At 47.7% G+C, this 22,308-nt stretch carries 19 protein-coding genes; 17 read left to right on the top strand and 2 right to left on the bottom strand.

The annotated features are described in order from the left end of the window. Positions 1 to 18 precede the first annotated feature (18 nt). The 15 genes from pyrH (at position 19) to tilS (ending at position 18,035) form a co-directional block, all read left to right on the top strand. Positions 19 to 756, top strand: a complete 738-nt coding sequence (pyrH, locus tag MJO46_RS05660) for a UMP kinase (RefSeq protein WP_198782862.1) — start codon at positions 19 to 21, stop codon at positions 754 to 756. A gap of 21 nt (positions 757 to 777) precedes the next feature. Next, complete coding sequence (frr, locus tag MJO46_RS05655) at positions 778 to 1,335, top strand: ribosome recycling factor (RefSeq protein ID WP_253988483.1); 558 nt, start codon at positions 778 to 780, stop codon at positions 1,333 to 1,335. An 82-nt stretch (positions 1,336 to 1,417) separates the two neighbouring features. Next, positions 1,418 to 2,245, top strand: coding sequence for an isoprenyl transferase (locus MJO46_RS05650; protein ID WP_253988482.1), 828 nt, complete (start codon positions 1,418 to 1,420; stop codon positions 2,243 to 2,245). Positions 2,246 to 2,265: 20 nt separating this feature from the next. Next, on the top strand, positions 2,266 to 3,123 hold the full coding sequence (locus MJO46_RS05645) for a phosphatidate cytidylyltransferase (RefSeq protein WP_253988481.1): 858 nt from the start codon (positions 2,266 to 2,268) through the stop codon (positions 3,121 to 3,123). A 4-nt stretch (positions 3,124 to 3,127) separates the two neighbouring features. After that, the gene (ispC, locus tag MJO46_RS05640) at positions 3,128 to 4,318 is read left to right on the top strand and encodes a 1-deoxy-D-xylulose-5-phosphate reductoisomerase (protein WP_253988480.1); all 1,191 of its coding nucleotides are present in this window, start codon (positions 3,128 to 3,130) and stop codon (positions 4,316 to 4,318) included. Between the two features lie 44 nt (positions 4,319 to 4,362). Beyond that, positions 4,363 to 5,733: a sigma E protease regulator RseP gene (gene rseP / locus MJO46_RS05635; protein WP_253988479.1), complete on the top strand. Its 1,371-nt coding sequence runs from the start codon at positions 4,363 to 4,365 to the stop codon at positions 5,731 to 5,733. A gap of 31 nt (positions 5,734 to 5,764) precedes the next feature. After that, positions 5,765 to 8,245 carry an outer membrane protein assembly factor BamA gene (gene bamA / locus MJO46_RS05630; RefSeq protein ID WP_253988478.1) on the top strand — a complete coding sequence of 827 codons (2,481 nt, stop codon included), beginning with the start codon at positions 5,765 to 5,767 and terminating at the stop codon, positions 8,243 to 8,245. Positions 8,246 to 8,310: 65 nt separating this feature from the next. After that, entirely contained in the window at positions 8,311 to 8,808 is a 498-nt protein-coding gene (locus MJO46_RS05625) for an OmpH family outer membrane protein (RefSeq protein ID WP_253988605.1), read from the top strand. Between the two features lie 3 nt (positions 8,809 to 8,811). Continuing rightward, positions 8,812 to 9,837 carry a UDP-3-O-(3-hydroxymyristoyl)glucosamine N-acyltransferase gene (gene lpxD / locus MJO46_RS05620; protein WP_253988477.1) on the top strand — a complete coding sequence of 342 codons (1,026 nt, stop codon included), beginning with the start codon at positions 8,812 to 8,814 and terminating at the stop codon, positions 9,835 to 9,837. 31 nt (positions 9,838 to 9,868) lie between these two features. Further along, complete coding sequence (fabZ, locus tag MJO46_RS05615) at positions 9,869 to 10,333, top strand: 3-hydroxyacyl-ACP dehydratase FabZ (RefSeq protein WP_253988476.1); 465 nt, start codon at positions 9,869 to 9,871, stop codon at positions 10,331 to 10,333. Beyond that, entirely contained in the window at positions 10,330 to 11,100 is a 771-nt protein-coding gene (gene lpxA / locus MJO46_RS05610; RefSeq protein WP_253988475.1) for an acyl-ACP--UDP-N-acetylglucosamine O-acyltransferase, read from the top strand. The genes fabZ and lpxA overlap by 4 nt, the downstream gene beginning before the upstream one ends. A gap of 113 nt (positions 11,101 to 11,213) precedes the next feature. Beyond that, positions 11,214 to 12,371 carry a lipid-A-disaccharide synthase gene (gene lpxB / locus MJO46_RS05605; RefSeq protein ID WP_253988474.1) on the top strand — a complete coding sequence of 386 codons (1,158 nt, stop codon included), beginning with the start codon at positions 11,214 to 11,216 and terminating at the stop codon, positions 12,369 to 12,371. Beyond that, the gene (gene rnhB / locus MJO46_RS05600; protein ID WP_253988473.1) at positions 12,371 to 13,000 is read left to right on the top strand and encodes a ribonuclease HII; all 630 of its coding nucleotides are present in this window, start codon (positions 12,371 to 12,373) and stop codon (positions 12,998 to 13,000) included. Before lpxB ends, rnhB begins: the two co-directional genes overlap by 1 nt. Positions 13,001 to 13,117: 117 nt before the next feature. After that, the gene (gene dnaE / locus MJO46_RS05595; protein WP_253988472.1) at positions 13,118 to 16,591 is read left to right on the top strand and encodes a DNA polymerase III subunit alpha; all 3,474 of its coding nucleotides are present in this window, start codon (positions 13,118 to 13,120) and stop codon (positions 16,589 to 16,591) included. A gap of 61 nt (positions 16,592 to 16,652) precedes the next feature. Further along, the gene (gene tilS / locus MJO46_RS05590) at positions 16,653 to 18,035 is read left to right on the top strand and encodes a tRNA lysidine(34) synthetase TilS (protein ID WP_253988471.1); all 1,383 of its coding nucleotides are present in this window, start codon (positions 16,653 to 16,655) and stop codon (positions 18,033 to 18,035) included. 80 nt (positions 18,036 to 18,115) lie between these two features. On the opposite strand, the gene MJO46_RS05585 is transcribed toward tilS, so the two are convergent. Next, the gene (locus MJO46_RS05585) at positions 18,116 to 19,006 is read right to left on the bottom strand and encodes a GGDEF domain-containing protein (RefSeq protein WP_253988604.1); all 891 of its coding nucleotides are present in this window, start codon (positions 19,004 to 19,006) and stop codon (positions 18,116 to 18,118) included. A gap of 170 nt (positions 19,007 to 19,176) precedes the next feature. On the opposite strand from MJO46_RS05585, the gene MJO46_RS05580 reads away from it, so the two are divergent. Next, positions 19,177 to 21,123 (top strand): monovalent cation:proton antiporter family protein, encoded by a 1,947-nt coding sequence (locus MJO46_RS05580; RefSeq protein WP_253988470.1) that lies wholly within the window; start codon positions 19,177 to 19,179, stop codon positions 21,121 to 21,123. A 132-nt stretch (positions 21,124 to 21,255) separates the two neighbouring features. On the opposite strand, the gene MJO46_RS05575 is transcribed toward MJO46_RS05580, so the two are convergent. Then, positions 21,256 to 21,465, bottom strand: a complete 210-nt coding sequence (locus MJO46_RS05575) for a cold-shock protein (protein ID WP_011790010.1) — start codon at positions 21,463 to 21,465, stop codon at positions 21,256 to 21,258. 757 nt (positions 21,466 to 22,222) lie between these two features. Here MJO46_RS05575 and MJO46_RS05570 point away from each other — a divergent pair. Next, positions 22,223 to 22,308: valyl-tRNA synthetase (locus MJO46_RS05570; RefSeq protein ID WP_242325992.1), on the top strand; the 86-nt coding region annotated here is incomplete at its 3' end.

Below are 22,308 nucleotides of genomic sequence, written 5' to 3'. Positions count from 1 at the left end.
ATGACCAGGATAAAAATTATGAGCACCAATCCAAAACCTACATTTAGACGCATTCTTCTAAAATTAAGTGGCGAAGCACTGATGGGCGACGAAGGCTTCGGTATCGATCCCAAAGTATTAGATCGCATGGCTCAGGAAGTGAAAGAGCTGGTAGAGTTAGGCATTCAGGTGGGTGTGGTCATTGGTGGTGGTAATCTGTTTCGCGGTGAAGGCTTAGCAAAAGCGGGCATGAACCGTGTGGTGGGCGATCACATGGGTATGCTGGCAACGGTGATGAACGGCTTAGCTATGCGTGACGCCTTGCACCGTGCCTATGTTAATGCTCGTCTAATGTCAGCAATCCCATTAAAAGGGGTGTGCGATGACTACAATTGGGCTGAAGCGATAAGCTTATTAAAGTCGGGCCGTGTGGTGATTTTTGCCGCGGGTACGGGTAACCCCTTCTGTACGACTGATTCTGCGGCGTGCTTACGTGGCATTGAAATCGAAGCCGAAGTCGTGTTAAAAGGCACCAAAGTTGACGGTGTTTACTCCGACGACCCAATGAAAAACCCTGACGCCGTTAAGTACGACGAGTTAACTTACGGTGAAATACTTGAAAAAGAATTAAAAGTAATGGACTTAGCAGCCTTTACTATGGCGCGTGACCATGACATGCCTATCCTAGTGTTCAATATGAACAAACCCGGCGCATTACGTCGTGTGATTATGGGTGAAGAAGAAGGCACATTGATCCGAGCGAAAAAAGTTATTTAATGACCAAGAAGGACATTTAACGTGATTACAGATATTAAGAAAGATGCTCAAGAGCGCATGGGCAAGTGTGTAGAAGCGACTAAAAACCAAATGGCTAAGGTGCGTACCGGCCGTGCACACCCAAGTTTGCTGGACTCAATCCAAGTGTCTTACTACGGCACTATGACGCCGCTGAACCAAGTGGCCAACGTGGGCGTTGAAGATTCACGCACTCTGTCTGTGACTGTGTTCGATCGTAGTGCGATTCAAGCGGTCGAAAAGGCCATCATGAGTTCAGACTTAGGTTTAAACCCTATGTCTGCTGGTGCAACTTTACGTATTCCATTACCTGCGCTGACTGAAGAACGTCGTAAAGACTTTATCAAAGTGGTTCGTGCTGAGGCCGAAGGTGGTCGTGTGGCGATTCGTAACGTACGTCGCGATGCGATTTCTGATGTGAAGAAACTCGAAAAAGCCAAAGAATGCACTGAAGATGATGTTCGCCGCTTCGAAGAAGAAGTACAAAAGTTCACCGATGCTCATATTAAAAAGATCGATGATATTTTAGCGGCCAAAGAAATTGAGTTGATGGAAGTCTAATCTCAGGCTCGATAAGCTAGAGTTGATGCGCCGTGTAGGGGTATACTACACGGCGTTTGTCTATTTTAAAGGGTTGTAATAGATGTCATCCACAGTGGAATTTGATCCGCAATTTAGGCCGGACGAGTGTGAACACTATGCTCAAACGACCTTGCCTGGACAATTACCCGAACTCGTAAAACAGTCATTACCTAAGCATGTTGCCATCATTATGGACGGTAATGGCCGCTGGGCTCAGACCCAGGGCAAACCACGAGTCATGGGACATAAGGCCGGTGTTAAAGCGGTGAGACGTGCGGTGAGCACAGCGAGTCAATTAGGGATCCAATCGCTGACGTTATTTGCGTTTTCCAGCGAGAATTGGCGTAGACCCGATAAAGAAGTCAGCTTGCTGATGGAATTGTTTTTTACTGTGCTGCAGCGTGAAATAAAGCTGCTGCATAAAAATCAGGTTAAGCTCAACATTATTGGTGATATCAGTCGTTTTTCCGCTCGTTTACAAAAGCAAATTAGTGCAGCCCAAGAAAAAACCGCTGAGAATACGGGGCTTGTCCTAAATGTCGCCGCCAATTACGGTGGTCGTTGGGACATACTGCAAGCGGCGCAAAAGTTAGCACAAAAGGTCGAAACTGGCGAAATGACCAGCAGTCAGTTCACCGAAGAAGCCTTAAGTGAACATTTGTGCATGCAAAATCAGAGTGAAGTTGATTTAATGATCCGCACGGGTGGGGACTGTCGTATCAGCAATTTTGTGCTGTGGCAGGCGGCCTATGCAGAGTTGGTGTTTATTGACACCCTTTGGCCTGATTTTGATGAACAGGCTTTTCATGAAGCGATTGCCATTTTTGCCAGTCGCCAGCGCCGTTTCGGTTTGACGGGAAGTCAGATTGATGAGATGCGCGCATTGTAAAACGTCATGAGGGATTTTTTTTGCTAAAACAACGAATAATAACAGCAATTTGGTTAATTCCATTAGTTTTGGGGGCGATCTTTTTACTCCCAGTCGAATACTTTGCTTGGGCTTTAGTCGCCGTCTTTCTTATTGCCGCTAAGGAGTGGGGTCGGATTATCGATAGTCAGTGCGATGTCACCCAATGGAGCTTTACTGGCACCCTAGGTATTTTATTAATCGCCATAAATTTAATTGTCCCCATTGATGCTGTGTGGCTTCGGGGGCAGTTGCATCCTATCTATTTAGCCGTGATCTTGATTGGTGCATTTTGGTGGGCCATTTCGCTTTTGCTGGTGGTGACTTACCCTAAAAGTGCCAAACTCTGGCAAAAAAATCCTATGCTAAAGTCCATGTTTGGACAATTAACCTTAGTGCCTTGTTTTGTAGCGCTGATCGCCCTTAAGTCTATCAGCTCGCAGATTTCGCCTTACTATGGGGCATCTTTAGTGCTACTGGTGATGCTAATTGTGTGGGCGGCGGATTCAGGCGCTTACTTCGTTGGCAAGGCGATCGGTAAAACGAAATTAATGCCCGCTGTTAGCCCGGCTAAAACCCTTGAGGGTTTAGTGGGTGGATTAGCGACGACCATGGTGGTTGTGGCGGGGATCATGTATGTCTCCCCCGAGCAAGAACTGGGATTAGTGGTCGCGGTAACGATTTTTGTGGCGCTGATTTCGGCCCTTGGCGACTTGTCCGAGAGTATGTTTAAACGCGCCGCTTGTATCAAAGATTCGGGAACGATTCTCCCTGGGCATGGCGGTGTACTCGATCGCATCGACAGTCTGACAGCGGCTTTGCCGGTGTTTACCCTAATCTACATTGCATTCTGGATGTAACGCTATGCAAAATATGGTGATTTTGGGTGCGACAGGCTCTATTGGTGCCAGTACCCTTAGTGTGATTTCAGCCAATCCTGCCGCCTACCGCGTTTATGGGCTAGTGGCGAATGCGAGTGTCGATAAGATGCTCGACCTCTGTGTGGCGCATCAACCCCAAATCGCCCATATGGTTGATAAGACTGCTGCTTTGACATTAAAAGCGTTATTGCCTCCCGCGCTCAATATCCAAGTCACCAGTGGTGAAGATGAACTGCTCGATTTAGTCACTTCATCCAAGGTGGATACTGTGATGGCGGCAATTGTCGGCGCCGCAGGCCTAGTGCCAACACTCGCCGCTGTGAGGGCGGGTAAGCGGGTATTGCTGGCTAATAAAGAAGCCTTAGTCATGTCGGGCGAGCTGTTTATCGAGGCGACTAAAACTTCTGGCGCCACATTATTGCCTGTCGATAGCGAGCATAATGCGATTTTCCAATGCTTACCCCAGGAAGTGCAGGCCAATTTAGGTCGCTGCGACTTAGCGGCGTCGGGGATTTCCCATATTCTGCTAACTGGCTCAGGTGGTCCTTTTTTAACCTCGGACTTAAGTAGTCTTGCCGCCATGACGCCTGCACAGGCCTGTAAACATCCGAATTGGTCCATGGGGCCGAAGATCTCGGTTGATTCGGCGACCATGATGAACAAGGGCTTAGAGTTTATCGAGGCCCGCTGGTTGTTTAATACTCAGGCAGAGCAACTTAAGGTGGTTATCCATCCGCAAAGCGTGATCCACTCTATGGTGCAGTACAAAGATGGCAGTGTGATTGCCCAAATGGGCAACCCGGATATGCGCACCCCGATAGCCCATTGCATGGCCTATCCACAAAGAATTCATTCGGGCGTTGAACCTTTAGATTTTTTCAAAGTCGGACAGTTAAGCTTTTATGAACCTGATTTTGAACGTTTCCCCTGTTTGGCTTTGGCAATGGAGGCCTGTGCCCAAGGTCAAGAGGCGACAACCGTATTAAATGCAGCCAATGAAATGGCGGTCGAGGCATTTTTGCAGGGGCGAATTGGTTTTACGCAAATAGCCCAAGTCAACGAAGCTTGTTTAGCGGCTATCCCCAAAGGGGCGATGACGAGTATCGAGGATATTATTGCGTTAGATACGCAAACGCGGGTTTATGCGCGGGAAATCTTGGCCAAGATCGCTTAAGCACAGTTGATTAATGCCGGTTAACGGATGACATAAGGAGTGGAATGTTAGATTTTTTATGGAACTTAGGTTCTTTTATCGTTGCATTAGGACTGTTAATTACAGCCCATGAGTACGGCCATTTCTACGTTGCGCGCCGCTGTGGCGTCAAGGTCGAGCGTTTCTCCATTGGTTTTGGTAAGGCGATTTGGCGCAAAGTGGGCAAAGATGGCACCGAATACGTGGTCGCGATGATCCCGCTCGGCGGCTATGTCAAAATGCTCGACGAACGGGTAGAAGATGTGCCCGATGAATTAAAACATCAGGCTTTCAATCGTAAAACCGTATGGCAGCGCATTGCCATTGTGGCCGCTGGCCCTATCGCCAATTTTATTTTTGCCATCATCGCCCTGTATTTTATGTACTTGATTGGCGTGCCATCCCTTAAACCTGTTATCACCTCGACGACCCCAGGAACCGCAGCGGCGCAAATCCAAGTCAATGAGCCTATGCAAGTGACGGCAATATCGGGCCAAGCTGTGCGTAACTGGGAGGAAGTGAATTTAGCCTTGGTTGGGCATATTGGTGATGATAATTTAACTATCTCCCTTGCTCCGTTAAATGGTCTGCAGGGCTTAGATTCGAGTTCGCGGACTTATACCTTAGACACCCGGCAATGGCGTTTCGACCCTGAAAAAGAGTCGCCCATCACCACCTTGGGCTTAGGTATTTATCGACCCGCAATTGAGCCCACGATTGCATTAATTAGCGAAGGTAGCGCCGCCGAAAAAAGTGAACTTAAGGTCGGTGATATTTTAGTTGCCATAAATGGCGAAAATTATACCGATTGGCAGGCTTTTGTTGACATTATTCAACATTCTGCCAATGTGCCTGTGGAGCTTACTGTGCGTCGTGGTGGAGAGCAGTTTACTGTCTCTGTGACCCCGTCGAGCGCTAAAAATAGCGAAGGGCAGGAAATCGGGGTATTAGGCGTGAGCCCAGCTCAGGCTCAGTGGCCCGATAATATGCGTTTACAACTAGAATATGGACCAATCGATTCTTTAGGCATCGCAGCCGATAAAACATGGCAACTTGTTGTTGTGAGCTTTAAGATGATTGGCAAATTATTTACCGGCGACGTGTCGGTGAAAAACCTGAGTGGACCCATTTCAATCGCACAGGGTGCGGGCAGTAGTGCAAACTATGGCTTGGTCTACTTTCTCGGGTTCCTCGCGCTCATCAGTGTGAATTTAGGCATCATCAATTTGTTGCCTTTACCCGTGCTCGATGGGGGACACCTGCTGTATTACTTTGTTGAAGTAATAACTGGTAAACCTGTATCTGAAAAGGTGCAGGAAATAGGATTCAGATTTGGGGCAGCACTATTGCTGATGTTGATGAGCATTGCGCTTTTCAATGATTTTGCCCGACTCTGAGCAAGGACAGACTAATAATTAGAAGTGCTCTATGAGATTGAATAAACTTTTTGCCTCGATGTTATTCGTCGGTGCGTCGTTTTCAGGGACTGTGTTGGCGGATACTTTCCAACCGTTTGAAGTGACCGACATCCAAGTTGAAGGTTTGCAGCGAGTGGCACTGGGTGCTGCCTTGTTAAGCTTACCAGTAAAAGTAGGTGACACTGTTGACCAGTTAAGAATTCAACAAGCCATTAAAAGCCTGTATGCATCGACTAACTTTGAGAATGTCTCAGTGAGTCGTGACGGTGGTGTATTGGTGGTGAAAGTCACTGAGCGCCCAACCATCAGTGCCGTGACCTTTGAAGGCAACAAAGACATTAAAGATGAGCAGTTACAGGAAAGTCTGGACGGCTCTGGCGTTAAAGTCGGTGAATCCTTAGACCGTACTATGCTTACCGGTATTGAAAAGGGTCTGCAGGACTTTTATTACGGTGTGGGTAAATACGGTGCCAAAGTCGAAGCGCAGGTGATTAACTTGCCCCGTAACCGCGTCGAATTAAAATTCAAATTTACCGAAGGTTTAGCGGCTGAAATCCGCCAAATTAACGTGGTTGGTAATAAAGAGTTCACCGATGCCGAGCTTATCGGCATGCTAGAACTTAAAGATTATGTGGCTTGGTGGGATCTGTTTGGCGAACGCCGCTATCAGAAGCAAAAGCTACAGGCCGATCTCGAGACCATCAAAACCTATTATCACAATAAAGGGTATATCCGCTTTGCAGTCACCTCGACTCAAGTGGCGATGACCCCTGACCGTAAAGGTTTATATATCACCATCAACGTCAATGAAGGTGAGAAATATAAAGTGAAAGAGATCAACCTGACGGGCGACTTGATGGGCCGTGAAGAGTTGATGCAATCCATTCTGCCGATCAAAGCGGGTGATATGTACAACGGCGGTGATGTGACCTTCACCGAAGAAATGTACAGCAAGTATTTAGGCCGTTTCGGTTATGCTTACCCTGAAGTTAAAACCTACCCTGAAATCGATGATAAGACTAAGGAAGTGACCTTAAATATCAACGTTAAACCGGGTAAACGGGTTTATGTGCGTTCGGTTAACTTCAGCGGTAACACTGTTACTAAAGATGAAGTGATGCGCCGTGAGCTGCGTCAAATGGAAGGGGCTTGGTTAAACTCGGCGCAAATTGAGCAATCGAAAGCTCGCCTTAACCGCCTTGGTTTCTTCGAAACCGTCGATACTGAGACTATCCAGGTGCCGGGCACAGACGATTTAGTCGATGTGGCCGTTAAAGTGAAAGAGCAGCCATCGGGCTCATTCAACGCTGGCGTGGGTTATGGTACTGAATCAGGCTTAAGTCTGCAGTTTGGTGTGCAGCAAAATAACTTCCTCGGGTCGGGAAATCAGGCTGGTATCAACTTAAGCACCAACAAATACTCTAAAAACGTGAACTTATCCTATACCGATCCCTACTGGACCAAAGATGGGGTGAGTTTAGGTGGTAGCGTTTATTGGAACGAGTTTGATGCGAACGAAGCGAACTTAGAACGCTATAAAAACAGTTCTTACGGTGTGGCGCTTAACTCAGGTTTCCCTATCAACGAATACAATCGTCTCAACGGTGGTATTGGTTATCGCCATAACACGATTTCTGAAATCTCTGCCTATGAACAGGCGCTGCGTTTCTACAACATCTATCGTGACGATGATCCAAATGCAGACTTGAGCTTCGATAACTTCGAGTTAAACCTAGGTTGGTACCGTAGTACCTTGAACCGAGGCACCTTCCCAACAGACGGTTCATCACAACGTTTAAGCGGTAAGATGACGGTACCTGGCTCGGATTTACAGTACTTTAAGACTGACTTTGACACTAACTTCTATCAGCCAATCAATCGCAGCCATAGCTTTGTGCTTCTGGCCCGCGGTCGCCTAGGTTATGGTAACGGTTATGGTCAATTTAACGATAACGATCAGATCCTACCTTTCTGGGAAAACTATTATTCTGGTGGTAGTAGCTCCTTACGTGGCTTTAAGTCTAACTCTGTGGGGCCGCGTTCATTCTACCTCTATCGTGGCAGTGAACCCTGCGCGCCGGATCCATCGGGTGATGGTTGTAGCTTACCTGGGGATCCAAATAGTATTCAGGTCAGTTCAGGACGTTCTATTGGTGGTAACGCCATTGCAACGGCCAGTATGGAGTTGATTGTTCCGACTCCATTCTTAGATGAAGCCTATACTAATTCGGTTCGGACTAGCTTCTTTGTTGATGCGGGTAACGTCTGGGACACTGAGTTTGATTACAACGCCTACCAAACCCTGCCAGCGGATGAATTTGATAAGTTACAGGATTATAGCGATCCATCCCGTATCAGGGCTTCCTGGGGCTTAAGTCTGCAGTGGCTATCGCCAATGGGACCTATGGTATTTAGTTTGGCGTGGCCATTAAAAGAATACGAAGGCGATGAAACAGAGATCTTCTCGTTCAATATTGGCAAAACTTTTTAAAAGGCATACACTCGGCAGGTTTTGCTGAATATAACAAAGGTAACAAGGAGTCTATTTTGAACAAGATGGTAAATCGTGCCCTGATGACGTTAGTTTTATTAGGTGCGCCGTTAGCAGCACAAGCTGAGAATATTGCCGTAGTGGATATGGGTGCTGTGTTTGAACAGTTACCACAACGTGAACAGATCTCCCAATCTCTGAAAGCGGAGTTTGGTGATCGCATGGCAGATGTTCAGAAAATGCAAGAAGAAATGCGTTCTCTTATGGAGAAGCAGCAACGTGATGGCGCGTTAATGAATGACACGCAAAAAACCGAGCTGGTTCGTAAAATGGAGTCGCTAAAATCTGAATATCAGTTAAAGGGCAAAGCACTGGATGAAGACCTACGTCGTCGTCAAGGTGAAGAGCAAAATAAACTGTTAGTTAAAGTGCAAAAAGCCATTAACACTATCGCTGAAAAAGAAAAATACGATTTAGTCTTACAACGTGGTGCAGTCATTTATGTTAAGCCAAATGCTGACATCAGTGGCAAAGTGGTTGAAGCCTTAAGCAAAGGCAAGTAATAGATGAAAAGTGTGACTTTAAAAGAGTTAAGCCTGTTATTGGACGGTGTGATCCAAGGTGATGATACGTTAGTGATAACCAGCGTAGCGACCCTAGAACATGCCAAAGCGGGTCAAATCTCTTTTTTAGCCAACAGCAAATACCGTGCTCAGCTTGAGGCAACTCAAGCGAGTGCGGTGTTATTGTCGGCTAAAGATGCGCAGGACTATCAAGGTACTGCATTAATCGTAAAAGATCCGTACGTGGGCTTTGCCCGTGTTGCCCAGTTTTTAGATACCACGCCTAAGGCGGCCTCGGGTATTCATCCTTCGGCACAAATTGACTCTTCTGCCCAGCTAGGGGAAGGCGTGTCTATCGGTGCCAACGCCGTTATTGGGGCGAATGTTATCCTCGGTGAAAATGTGCAGATTGGTGCAGGCACTGTGATTGGACAAGATGCGATCATAGGCTCAAACACTCGTCTGTGGGCGAATGTGACTGTGTACCATGATGTGCAACTCGGTCAAGATTGTATTATCCATTCGGGCGCCGTATTGGGTTCCGATGGCTTTGGTTATGCTAATGAGCGTGGCCAGTGGATTAAAATCCCGCAAACGGGCGGTGTGCGTATTGGCGATCGGGTTGAGATTGGCGCGAATTCAACGGTAGATCGCGGAGCATTAGGCCATACCGAGATCCACAGTGGCGTGATTATCGATAACCAAGTGCAAATTGCCCATAATGATATTATCGGTGAGAATACCGCCATTGCGGGCAGTACCACCATCGCGGGCAGTGTCACTATCGGTAAATATTGTATTATTGGTGGCAATAGTGCTATTGCGGGCCATTTGTCCATTACCGATGGTGTGCATATTTCCGGTAGTACCAATATTACCAGTACAGTGCGTGAGCCCGGTTTATACTCTTCTGCCACTGTGGCAATGGACAATACACTTTGGCGTAAAAATACAGTGCGTTTCCGTCAATTAGACGAGCTGTTTCAGCGCGTTAAGACGCTTGAAAAAAATTTAAAAACACCAGATTAATTGCCCCAAGGCAATTTGAGGAACTAGGTTCGTGTCTAATCAAATGAACACTATGGATATTACGGAGATCCTTAAGTATCTTCCCCATCGATATCCATTCCTATTAATCGATCGCGTTTTAGATTTCACCCCAGGTGAGAGTCTGCATGCGATTAAAAACGTGACGATTAATGAGCCCTTCTTTCAGGGGCATTTCCCGATCCAGCCTGTGATGCCTGGCGTGCTGATTTTAGAAGCGATGGCACAGGCGACTGGTCTACTTGCTTTTAAGACCATGAGCGACGACGTGCCGCCTCCGGGCGTGCTGTATTATTTCGCCGGTATCGACAATGCGCGTTTTAGACGTGTGGTTGTACCTGGTGATCAAATCCATTTTGATGTCAAAATGATTAAAGAGCGCCGCGGGATTGGCGTCTTCTACGGTGAGGCCAAAGTGGATGGTGAAGTGGTTTGTTCCGCTGAAATCATGTGTGCCCGCAGAGAGATTAATCAGTGATAGATACATTAGCGTTTGTGCATCCCGATGCAAAAATTGGTAAAAACGTCACTATCGGCCCATGGAGTTATGTGGGTGCGGGTGTCGAAATTGATGACGATTGTTGGTTAAGCTCCCACGTAGTGGTGAAGGGCCCAACGGTTATTGGTAAAGGCAACCGTATTTTCCAATTCGCCTCCGTGGGTGAAGAATGCCAAGACAAAAAATACGCTGGCGAACCGACACGCCTTATTATTGGCGATAACAACGTTATCCGCGAGCATGTGACTATTCACCGCGGTACGGTTCAAGATAACAGTGAGACCCGCATCGGCTCGAATAACCTGTTTATGAACTATGTGCATATCGCCCATGACTGTGTGGTCGGCAATAATGTGATTCTAGCGAACAATGCGTCAATCGCTGGCCATGTGCATGTGGGTGATTGGGCCATTTTAGGTGGCATGACAGGCGTCCATCAGTTTGTGCATATCGGTGCCCATGCCTTTACTGCGGGTTGTTCGTTAGTGCTGCAAGATGTGCCGCCTTTTGTGATGGCATCGGGTCAACCGTCTATTCCGCGCGGTTTAAATAGCGAAGGGATGAAGCGCCGCGGTTTTTCTAAGGAAAGCCAATTGGCGGTTCGCCGTGCCTATAAAACCTTATACCGCAGCAGCTTAACGGTAGAAGAAGCGATTGAAGCCTTAGCTGAAGATGCGCAGAACGATGAACAAGTGAAATTGCTGCTTGAATTTGTTAAATCATCGAGCCGTGGCATTATTCGCTAACTCGATGAATGCATAAAAAACAAAAGGGCATTTTATGCCCTTTTGTTTTATGGGCTTGGAATGATGTTTTTTACCTCATCCACTGTCATTAATTCATAAGATGTGATTGGTTTATGAGCAATAAAACTCCATTAGTGTTTGCCATGGTTGCCGGAGAACTCTCGGGCGATATTTTAGGTGCAGGTTTAATGGCTGCGCTGCAAAAGACCCATCCCGATGCGCGCTTTGTCGGTATCGGTGGACCTCGTATGGAAGCCTTAGGCTTCGAATCCCTGTTTGCGATGGAAGAACTCGCCGTGATGGGTATTGTTGAGGTCTTATCCCGTCTACCTCGCTTATTAAAAGTGCGGTCATCCTTGATTAAAGAGATCACTGCACTGAAGCCCGATTGCTTTATCGGTATAGATGCACCGGATTTTAATATCGGCCTCGAGCTTAAACTTAAAGCGCGCGGTATTAAAACCGTTCATTATGTGAGCCCATCCGTGTGGGCGTGGCGCCCCAAGCGTATTTTTAAAATCGCTAAGGCCACCCATATGGTGCTGTCTTTATTGCCCTTTGAGAAAGCATTTTATGACAAGCATCAAGTGCCTTGTACCTTTGTGGGCCATACCTTAGCGGATGATATTCCGTTAGAAAGTGATAAAGCGGCGGCGCGCCAGTTACTTGAACTCGATGCCGATGCCGAATATTTGGCTATTTTGCCGGGCTCCCGTGGCGGTGAGTTAAAACAATTAGCCGAGCCCTTTGTCAAAGCGGCGTTGCTGATTAAGGAAAACTTCCCCGATATTCGTTTTGTGACCCCGTTGGTGAATCAAAAACGCCGTGAACAATTTGAGCAAGCCTTAAAGGATTTTGCGCCGGATCTTGAAATTCACATGGTCGAAGGTCAGTCGCGGGAAGTGATGGCTGCCGCCGATGGCATTTTGCTCGCATCTGGCACCGCGACCTTAGAGGCCATGTTGGTCAAGCGGCCAATGGTCGTGGCGTACCGCGTGAGTCCATTAACCTACCGTATCGCCAAGGGCATGATGCAGGTAGAGCGTTTTTCGTTGCCAAATCTCTTAGCGGGTAAGGAGTTGGTGCCTGAACTTATTCAAGACGATTGCACCCCAGAGAAGATTGCCGCCGCGGTGACGGTTGAGCTCAACCGTGATTTTGCGCCGCTTAAAGCGGAGTTTGAGCGGCTCCATAGAATGCTTCGTTGTGATGCCAGCCAAAAGGCTGCCGAAGCCGTGCTTGCGCTCGTCGACTCGAAGGAGACCAATTAATGGCTGTCTTTAAACTGTTAACCGACTCCGATATCAAGGCCTTTGCGCAGGACCTCATTGCCGGTGTCGACGAGGTGGGTCGTGGCCCCTTGGTCGGTGATGTTGTGACTGCGGCTGTGGTGCTAGATCCCAATAAGCCCATCAGTGGGCTCAATGATTCGAAAAAGCTCAGTGAGAAGCGCCGCGAAGCGCTGTTCGATGAGATTTGTGAAAAAGCCCTGTGTTACCACATCGGCCACGCAACTCCGGCAGAAATCGATGAGCTTAATATTCTACACGCCACTATGCTCGCCATGCAGCGCGCCGTAGCTGGGCTTAACATCGCGCCTAAACTGGTGTTAGTAGATGGTAATCGTAGCCCCGCGTTTAGCCACAATGGCCTGTCTATTGCCAGCCATAGCATCATTAAAGGGGATGGTTTAATTGCCAGTATCAGTGCGGCGTCGATTATCGCCAAAGTGACTCGCGATAGGGAGATGGACGCGCTCGATGCCGCTTATCCCCAATACGGTTTTGCCAAGCATAAGGGCTACCCCACTAAGGCGCATTTTGAAGCCATTGCCCAGCATGGTGTGTTCGATCAATATCGGAAAAGTTTTAAACCCGTCAAGGCATTACTGGAGGGCTAACGCGTATTTTTACGCCATAGTCCCAGTTATCCAACAAAGTCACTAGCCCTAGGTGCGTGACTTTGCTAGTCTGCTTTTTAGTTATTGTTAACCTGCTATCCAAAGATAATCCTAATTATGTCCGATCCTCGTTTTGTGCATCTTCGTGTCCACAGTGACTTTTCTATGTCCGATGGCGTAGCCAAAGTTAAGCCTATTCTTGCCCAAGTTGAGGCATTAGGCATGGCTGCGGTGGCATTAACCGATCAAAACAACTTCTGTGGTTTAGTTAAATTTTACAGTGGTTGCCATGGCGCGGGGATTAAACCTATTATTGGTGCCGATTTTTGGATGCAAGTACCTGGGTTTGAAGGTGAATTATGTGCCTTAACCATCATCGCCATGAACAATGTGGGTTATCAAAATCTGACCCAAATTATCAGCCAAGCCTATTTACGTGGCCAAGTGGCGGGGCGAGTGGTGATAGACCAAGAGTGGCTTGTCACCTATAACGAAGGGATTTTATTGTTATCGGGCGCCAAAGAGGGCGATCTCGGTAAGGCGCTGCTTAAGGGCAATGGCACTCAGGTCGAATCCCTATGCGAGTTTTATCAAACTCATTTTAGCGATCGTTATTTCCTCGAGCTTATTCGTACGGGTCGTGCCGATGAGGAACGTTACCTGCATATGGCGGTGGCTCTAGCGCAGGAGAAGGGCCTTCCTGTGGTCGCGACCAATCAGGTGGTGTTTCTCAAACCTGAAGACTTCGATGCCCATGAAATTCGCGTCGCGATCCACGATGGTTTTACCCTTGCCGATCCCCGCCGCCCTAAAAAGTACAGTGAGCAGCAATATTTACGCAGTGAAGATGAAATGTGCGAGTTATTCGCCGACATCCCTGCCGCGCTGTCCAATACGGTGGAAATCGCTAAGCGCTGTAATGTGACCATACGTTTGTACGAGTATTTCCTGCCTAACTTCCCCACAGGCGATATGTCCATCGAAGACTTCCTCGTGGATTGCTCGAAGAAGGGACTCGAGGAACGCCTCGAGTTTTTATTCCCAGATCCCCAGGTACGCGCCGAGAAACGTGGCGAATACGATGAGCGCCTAGATATCGAATTGCAAGTGATCAACCAGATGGGGTTCCCAGGTTACTTCTTGATCGTAATGGAGTTTATCCAGTGGGGTAAAGATAACGGCATCCCTGTCGGACCCGGTCGTGGTTCGGGTGCGGGATCACTTGTGGCCTATGCGCTCAAAATTACCGACTTAGACCCATTGGAATTCGACCTGCTATTCGAGCGATTCCTCAACCCAGAGCGGGTTTCTATGCCCGACTTTGACGTCGACTTCTGCATGGATAGACGCGATGAGGTAATTGACCATGTGGCCGAGCTATACGGCCGTGATGCGGTGTCGCAAATTATCACCTTCGGTACTATGGCGGCAAAAGCGGTGATCCGCGACGTTGGCCGTGTGCTAGGTCATCCCTATGGTTTTGTTGACCGCATTTCCAAACTCATTCCGCCAGAGCCCGGGATGACGCTCGCTAAAGCCTTCGAGGTCGAGCCTGCGCTGCAGGAATCCTACGACGCCGATGAAGATGTAAAAGATCTTATCGACATGTGTCGTAAGCTTGAGGGTGTGACCCGTAACGCGGGTAAACACGCGGGGGGCGTGGTGATCGCGCCGACTAAAATCACCGATTTTTCGCCCTTGTACTGCGATGCTGAGGGTAAAAACCCCGTCACTCAGTTCGATAAGAACGACGTTGAAACTGCGGGTTTAGTTAAATTCGACTTCTTGGGGTTACGTACCCTCACTATCGTCGATTGGGCGCTGGAGATGATCAACAAGGTGGAGGTCAAAAATGGCCGACCGCCAGTACGCATTGAAGCCATTCCGCTTGACGATCCGGCCTCGTTTAGATTATTGCAACGCTATGAAACTACAGCGGTATTCCAGCTTGAATCCCGGGGTATGAAGGATTTGATCAAGCGCCTGCAACCCGACTGTTTCGAAGATATGATCGCGCTAGTGGCCCTGTTCCGTCCCGGCCCTTTGCAGTCGGGCATGGTGGACAACTTTATCGAACGTAAGCACGGCCGTGAGGAAGTGTCATACCCCGATTCCCAGTATCAGCATGAGTCCTTAAAAGAACTGTTATCGCCAACCTATGGCATTATCTTGTATCAAGAGCAGGTAATGCAGATAGCGCAGGTGTTGTCGGGTTATACCTTAGGCGGCGCCGACATGCTGCGCCGAGCCATGGGTAAGAAAAAACCCGAGGAGATGGCTAAGCAGCGCAGTATCTTTAAAGAGGGGGCGATTAAAAACGGCGTCGACGGCGATCTGTCGATGAAAATCTTCGACTTAGTGGAAAAGTTCGCCGGTTACGGTTTTAACAAATCCCACTCCGCCGCCTATGCCTTGGTCTCCTACCAGACGCTGTGGTTAAAAACCCATTATCCTTCCCAGTTTATGGCGGCGGTAATGTCTGCGGATATGGATAACACAGACAAAATCGTTACCCTAGTCGATGAGTGCGATCGTATGGGGCTCACCCTGATCCCACCCGATGTGAATAAGGGCCTGTTTAAATTTACTGTCGATGATGAGTTACGCATTGTTTATGGTATCGGTGCCATTAAAGGGGTGGGAGAAGGCCCGGTAGAATCGATTTTAGAGGCGCGTAAGGATGGTCCCTTTGTAGACCTATTCGATTTTTGTGCCCGTATCGATTTGAAAAAGCTCAATAAGCGCGTGATTGAAAAACTGATCTGCGCCGGCGCCTTAGATACGCTCGGGCCACACCGCGCCGCTATGATGGCCACCTTACCCGAGGCGATGCGCGCGGCCGATCAACACGCCAAGGCACAGGCTATCGGGCAGCACGATATGTTCGGCTTGCTCAACAGTGAGCCAGAAGACAGCAAGCAACAATTTGTTGAATGCACCCCATGGCCAGATAAAATTTGGCTCGAAGGCGAGCGTGAAACCTTAGGTTTGTATTTGACCGGTCATCCGATCAATCAATATTTAAAAGAGCTTAAGCATTACACCTCCGGCCGTTTGAAGGATGTGCATCCCACTGAACGGGGTAAAACCGTTAAAGCGGCGGGCCTAGTGGTGGCGACCCGCGTGATGCTGACTAAGCGCGGCTCTAAAATGGGCTTACTGACGTTAGACGATAAGAGTGCGCGGTTAGAAGTGATGCTATTTACCGAGGCCTTCGAGAAGTTTAATCATCTACTCGAAAAAGACCGGATCCTGATCTGCGAAGGTGAGGTGAGCTTCGATGATTTTGCTGGCGGTAACCGTATGACGGCGCGCAATATTATCGATATTGGTGAGGCGCGTAGCCATTTTGCCAAGGCACTCGAGGTTGACCTCGATGCAGCGCAGTTAACCCCAGCTATGTTAGACAGTATTGAGCAGGCAATGGGCCCATGGCGAAACGGTGCTGTGCCAGTGCTCATTAATTACAGTCAAACTCAGGCTAGGGGACAGTTTAGATTAGCCGACAGTTGGCGGGTTAATCCTAGCGATGAATTGGTCTTTGCCCTTGAAACCTTACTCGGCCCTAACAAAGTGCGGATTGTGTTTTAAAGTTATTAATGGGCCTTTGGTTTAAGGCCCAGATTTATAACGTATTATCAAAGGATAATCGATGTCAGTCCCCGATCTCTGTGCCCATATCCGTGGCTTTTTAGATTCGCTTAAGATCAAAGTGGGTTGTAAGTTAGTGCTGGCTTACAGTGGCGGAGTCGATTCTGAGGTCCTTGCCTTTGGTCTTGCTGAATATGCTAAACAGCATAGCGAGTTCCGCTACCAACTTATTTATGTCCACCATGGTCTTAGCCCAAATGCTGATGCTTGGGCGCAGCATTGTGTTACCAGAGGGAGCTTCTATGGTCTGCCTGTCACTATTGAATCTGTGACGCTGGAACTCGGCGCTAGGGTGAGTGTTGAGGCCGAGGCGCGGCGAGTTCGTTACCTTGCCATTGAACAACACCTCGGGGCCGATGATTATTTGCTGACGGCGCACCATGAGGACGATCAACTCGAAACCCTCTTGCTGGCGCTTAAGCGGGGCCAAGGCCCTAAGGGACTCGCGGCCATGGGGCAAATTCAGCCCCTAGAGAAGGGGACTCAAATTCGGCCATTATTGGATGTGAGCCGTACCCAGATTGAAGAATTTGCTCACCATCATGGCTTAACTCATATCGAAGATGAAAGTAATCAAGACGATAAGTTCGACCGCAACTTTTTACGCCTTGAGATTATTCCCCGTTTGAAGGCCCGTTGGCCGAGTATTGCCACTACCGCGAGCCGCAGTGCGTTTCTGTGCGCCGAGCAGCAAGCCATAGTTGATGAGGTTGTCAGTGAGCATTTACCCCAGTGGCTCACTAAGGCCACTTTTAGTCAACAAACTGTGTTTAATCTTGAAGGGTTTGCGGCGCAGACACCCCGCTGGCAATCCCTATTATTACGTGGCTTTATTGAATCACAGGGATTTGCGCTACCTTCTTTGGTACAACTCAACCAAATTATCCATCAGCTACTGAGTGCTAAAGAAGATGCAAAGGTACAGATCCGAATTGGGGATTGTGAGCTGCGCCGTTTTGCCAATCAGCTTTATGTGTCGCGCTTTACTCCCCCTAAAAAGCCCATCAATACTCACATTGTGATCCCAAGTGACAGTCTCAAACCCTTGATAAAGGCGGAGTCTGACTCGCTTTGTATCGCCTTGCCACAGGGGGAAACGATGCAATTAAGACTCAGCTTCTCAGGGCCACGACTGCGTTTGCCTTTGCCCGATGAAGTCGTGAGCGTTCGATATCCATTACCGGGGCAATTTCGTTGCCATCCCCACTATCGCAGTAAGGGGCGCGAGCTTAAAAAATTACTTCAGGAATCCGCAGTTCCACCTTGGCTGCGCGGGCAGATAGGCTTTCTTTTTTACGGTGAACAGTTAGTGATGGCGCCGGGATTATGGATTGAAAAAGCATTTTGTGTTGCAGGCGATGGGGTGGGTATAGTGTTTGCTTGATGCGAGTGGTGATATTTTTTAATCCGATGTTTACATTCAATAGCTAATGGCTAACGGCAAATGAGCATCCCTGCCCGCCATTAAGATAATTGTTCTAGGTTAAGTTGGTAACCATTTCGACCGGATGCTTTCGCTCGATACAAGGCTTTATCGGCCAGTTCATAGACCTGTTCGGCCTCTAATGCCTCCCCCGATTCCGCCGCGCCTAAACTGCAGCTGACGCCAAATTGGTCGAAACTATCGTGTTGGTTTGTAGCTGTGACTATGCGCTCGCACAGTAATCCCGCCGCGTGAATATTCCCCTGCACTATGATCACAAACTCATCGCCACCGATGCGAAACGCCTGATCTGTGTTGCGTATTGTGCTGCGAATAATGTCGCCAAATTCCTTAAGAATATAGTCGCCGCACTTATGGCCATGCCTATCGTTAAGCTGTTTGAAATTATCTAAATCCAACACGATAAGCGATACCGAGCCTTGTTTTCGATGGGCTCTGGCGATGGCATTTTTAAGGCTTTGGGTATAGTAATGCCGATTACCTAGGCCGGTCAGTGAGTCAAACATGGCTTGCATCGACATTTCTTGGTATTGCATTGCATTGAGCAAAGGCTGAAGTAGCAGTGGCTCTATTTCTTGCAACAGGAGCTTTTGCGAAGGCGTGAGTGGCGTGAGTAACTGATAGTGGAGATTGAGCTGCATCCCCCCATTCAGTAATTGGCGTTTAAGGCTAATGCCATAGCGTTTTCCCCAACTCAACTTATATTCATCCTTGGTCAGGCGTATCCCTTGGATCGGCAGGTATTGTCCCAGCACTTTGCCATAACAGGCAAAGACTGTCCTCGGATCTAAGCTAGTATGCAACTGCTGGATCACTTGCACGAGATCCAGTTGCGCTGCGCTGGGGCTATATGCCTCTGTGGGATAGTGGTATTCGTCAGGATATAAGCTTGTCGCTAGGCCAAAATCCATCATTATTACTCCAGCAAAAAGAATTGCGGTACGTCATTTGACTTACGCACAGCAATTTCCATGCCGCAATCATTGTTAATATAATTTGTCTTTGTTTGTCATTCGGTTAAGCTTAAAGCTCGTTGAGGTATTTTTGACGCGCCAGCAATTTGACAGGGGTTATCGAGTCCATGGAACACGGTTTCTTGATCCAAATTTTACTCATGTTAATGATTGCTATTGTTGCTATTGCGCTGCTTAGACGCATGGGGCTGCCTGCCATTTTGGCCTATTTATTGACGGGCGTGGTCAGCGGCCCAAGTGGTTTCCACTGGTTTACTCAACAGCAAATGCAGTCAGTGGCCGAGCTCGGAGTGGTGCTGCTTATGTTCACTTTGGGACTTGAGTTTTCAGTCCCTCGACTTTGGGCGATGCGCAGAACGGTATTTGGCCTTGGCAGCGCCCAAGTTGTGGTCACTACCTTACTGACTATGCTGGTGGCCTTACTCTGTGGACTCCATTGGATTGAAGCCTTAGTCATAGGCGCGGCGATTGCCCTGTCATCTACTGCGATAGTGCTTAAATTGCTTAACGAGCAGGGCTGGCTTAGGCGTCGCCACGGAGAGCTTTCTGTCAGTGTGTTGTTATTTCAAGATTTAGCCGTCGTTCCTCTGCTTATTTTGCTGCCCTTGCTCGCGAATAATGATGAGCCCTTAATGCTAGCGGGCATAGCTTTTGCCCTGCTTAAAGGGATTTTGGCATTCTTTTTATTGATGGCGTTTGGCAAGTGGGCATTACCACGACTCTTCGATGAAGTTGCGCGTTCTCGCTCCAATGAACTCTTTGTCCTATCGACATTGGTGGTGGCTTTAGTGACGGGGGCATTTACCCAGTGGTTGGGGTTATCTATGGCCCTTGGCGCATTTATGGCGGGGATGCTCTTAGGCGAGAGTCAATATCGGCGACAACTCGAGGCGGATATCAGGCCGTTTCGCGATCTGCTCATGGGGCTGTTTTTTATTTCTATCGGCATGATGCTGAACTTTGAGTTAGTGATGCGTTTTTGGTGGCAAATATTGCTGATCCTATTGGCAGTTGTGCTAGGTAAGGCATTGATTATTCATGGACTACTACGGCTTATCGGCGAGCCATTTCGCATTGCGCTGAGCACGGCGATGAGTTTGGCCCAGGTCGGTGAATTTAGTTTTGTCGTATTAGCCCTTGCCGTTAATTATCGGCTTTTAGACACTGAAATCAGTACCATGCTCGTCATGGTCGCAGTGCTGTCGATGAGCATTGCTCCTTGGTTGGTACGCCATAGTGTCGATATTGCAAAATGGATGTTGGGGATACGCCAATCACAGCATAGGGATGAGGTTGTTCCTATCGTGACAGATGATCATGATTTAGTTGTTATTTTTGGCTATGGAAGGGTGGGGCAGACCATAGCCCGATTTTTAAAAACGGAAGCCGTACCCTATCTTGTGTTAGATCTTGACCCTACAAGGGTTTCCGAAGCCCGCCGAGGGGGGGAGCCTATTTACTTTGGGGATGTGTGTAAAAGAGCAATCCTAAAGCAGGTGGGGATCAAGAGGGCAAAGATGATCGTGATTACCTTTTGCGAATCCCGTAGCTTAGAAGAGGCATTACCCCTGTGCAAGCTGCTTGCACCCGATGCGAAAATATTAGTCAGAACCCGTGATGATCGCGATTTAGAACAACTGCAAAAGGCGGGCGCTAACCAAGTGATCCCCGAATCCTTAGAGGGGAGTTTAATGTTAGTGTCCCAAGTGTTGCATCAGTGCGGGGTGCCACTAGCGCGGATATTAAAGCGCTTGGAATCTGAGCGACGTAATCATTATCAATTTTTACATGGCTTTTTTTCGGGAGCTGAAACTGACTTCACCTTAGAGTCGCTGCATGCGGTATCGCTGCCCCGCGGCGCAGATGCCGTGGGTAAAATGGTGGCGGATATTGATTGGGCTTTGCTGCGGGTTGAACTAAGGGCAATACGCCGTGGCGGGGCGGAGGTGGAGCATCCCGGACAGGATTGGATTTTTAGTGCAGGGGATATTTTGCTGGTGGTCGGTAAACCCCGAAGGCTTGAAAAAGTCGAAGCCAAACTTTTGCATGGCTAATGATTAGTGCATGGATAATGGCCGGCGGCTGCTGAGGGATAAAATATAGCAATAAAAATGCCGACATGATGTCGGCATTTTTGTCTGCAATTTGCTATTCGATTAATCTATCCCTTGCGAGATAAGGATTAATTACAGAACAACAACGTTCGCAGCTTGAGGACCTTTTTGGCCTTGTTCGATATCAAAAGAAACCTTTTGACCTTCACCAAGGGTTTTAAAGCCTTCTGAAACGATTGCGCGGAAATGAACGAATGCGTCAGCGCCACCATTGTCAGGAGAAATAAAACCGAAACCTTTTTCTTCGTTAAACCATTTAACTACACCAGTAGTTTTAGACATGAATGTCTCCAAAATTTTCAAACAAAATAATTCGCAATTATGCGGGAACTTAGCCAGAAATAGAATTATTTACATTGATGATAAGTTATGAGTGGAAAGCTTCATGACAGCAAACAAAATACAGGGTGCAGCGAAGGTTTTCAAAAACATAATATTGCTTATAAATAGGTCTGAATCACAGGCCGGAGTGCAGATTAACACACTCTGACCTTTTGTATAGTTTTATTTTTAATCGCTGGCTTCCCCAAGGGGGGACTTTTTAAAGATATTGAAAATAAAATATTTTTTAACTGCACGTATTCAACTAGATAGGGATATTTCAACATTTAATATGCTTGGATAAATAAGTTTTTGTGGTCAAAAAAATTTCGCTTAAATGGCAGCCGCAAATGGCGGGACATCCTACAGACATATTGCAATGATTGGTTACGTTATTAAATTGTTGCTTAAATGTGCTGATGATATTATCGCTGCCGAGTAGAGCGTTTGCTGCTCTAGTTAGTGATTACACATAAGTGATTACACATTAATGATTACACAGGCTGTAGCCCACAGATGAGTTGTCAGATCATAAGACATGGAGACTTAAGTTTGAAAACAGTATTAAAACGAATAGGACTCGGTAGTTTAATTGTAGTCTTGCTTTTGAGTGCCTTAGCTGTACATGAATGGTTTGCGAAGAAACCCTTTTTCTTTCGTGCTTTTTTAGACCGAAGTGTCCCGTCCTGAAATACGTTGACATAAAGAGGACTTCTTTATGACAACATCAATTAACTCAAGCCGTAAGCGCACACAACGAGATTACACCTTAGCCTTTAAATTAGGCGTTGTAGAGCGTGTTGA

Origin of the sequence: Shewanella sp. KJ2020 (assembly GCF_024197625.1) — a bacterium.
Taxonomy (GTDB): domain Bacteria; phylum Pseudomonadota; class Gammaproteobacteria; order Enterobacterales; family Shewanellaceae; genus Shewanella.
The sequence above is the reverse complement of the archived record's forward strand: the minus strand, read 5'-3'. Positions and strand labels throughout refer to the sequence as shown.

Bases quoted from the DNA above. Each gene is read 5' to 3' on its own strand.
- pyrH (WP_198782862.1), top strand. From the start codon at position 19: ATGAGCACCAATCCAAAACCTACATTTAGACGCATTCTTCTAAAATTA.
- MJO46_RS05650 (WP_253988482.1), top strand. From the start codon at position 1,418: ATGTCATCCACAGTGGAATTTGATCCGCAATTTAGGCCGGACGAGTGT.
- ispC (WP_253988480.1), top strand. From the start codon at position 3,128: ATGCAAAATATGGTGATTTTGGGTGCGACAGGCTCTATTGGTGCCAGT.
- rseP (WP_253988479.1), top strand. From the start codon at position 4,363: ATGTTAGATTTTTTATGGAACTTAGGTTCTTTTATCGTTGCATTAGGA.
- bamA (WP_253988478.1), top strand. From the start codon at position 5,765: ATGAGATTGAATAAACTTTTTGCCTCGATGTTATTCGTCGGTGCGTCG.
- MJO46_RS05625 (WP_253988605.1), top strand. From the start codon at position 8,311: ATGGTAAATCGTGCCCTGATGACGTTAGTTTTATTAGGTGCGCCGTTA.
- lpxD (WP_253988477.1), top strand. From the start codon at position 8,812: ATGAAAAGTGTGACTTTAAAAGAGTTAAGCCTGTTATTGGACGGTGTG.
- lpxB (WP_253988474.1), top strand. From the start codon at position 11,214: ATGAGCAATAAAACTCCATTAGTGTTTGCCATGGTTGCCGGAGAACTC.
- rnhB (WP_253988473.1), top strand. From the start codon at position 12,371: ATGGCTGTCTTTAAACTGTTAACCGACTCCGATATCAAGGCCTTTGCG.
- dnaE (WP_253988472.1), top strand. From the start codon at position 13,118: ATGTCCGATCCTCGTTTTGTGCATCTTCGTGTCCACAGTGACTTTTCT.
- tilS (WP_253988471.1), top strand. From the start codon at position 16,653: ATGTCAGTCCCCGATCTCTGTGCCCATATCCGTGGCTTTTTAGATTCG.
- MJO46_RS05585 (WP_253988604.1), bottom strand. From the start codon at position 19,006: ATGGATTTTGGCCTAGCGACAAGCTTATATCCTGACGAATACCACTAT.
- MJO46_RS05580 (WP_253988470.1), top strand. From the start codon at position 19,177: ATGGAACACGGTTTCTTGATCCAAATTTTACTCATGTTAATGATTGCT.
- MJO46_RS05575 (WP_011790010.1), bottom strand. From the start codon at position 21,465: ATGTCTAAAACTACTGGTGTAGTTAAATGGTTTAACGAAGAAAAAGGT.